The sequence below is a fragment of the Mesorhizobium sp. M1A.F.Ca.IN.020.03.2.1 genome (assembly GCF_004023205.1).
Classification (GTDB): domain Bacteria; phylum Pseudomonadota; class Alphaproteobacteria; order Rhizobiales; family Rhizobiaceae; genus Mesorhizobium.
In genome coordinates, this window is record NZ_RZSV01000514.1 from 1 (window position 1) to 307 (window position 307).

Annotated in this window: 1 pseudogene; it reads left to right on the forward strand. The window is 63.2% G+C overall.

What is annotated here, in order from left to right:
• A pseudogene (locus EOA79_RS32460) lies at window positions 1-307 on the forward strand (type II and III secretion system protein family protein); the annotation flags it as partial.

Sequence of the window (307 nt, forward strand, 5' to 3'; positions counted from 1 at the left end):
TCAATGGCAAGGTCAGGCTTGGCGGCCATGTCAAGGACGGCGCCACGCTGGCGTCGATCATGGCGGTTGCGCAGCAATATGGACCCGATGCCGTCATCAACTCCGTCATCGTCGACGACAGCCAGCAGGTCAATTTGGAAGTGCGCGTGCTGGAAGCCAAGCGCAACACCGGCCGCGACCTCGGCGTGTCGATCAAAAGCAGGAACGGCGATGGCACAACCCGTACCGGTACCGGTGTTGCTGCCGTTGACGAGGACGGTGTCGTGCTCGGACCGGGCGGTCTGCTCAGCGGCCTCCTGTCCAACTC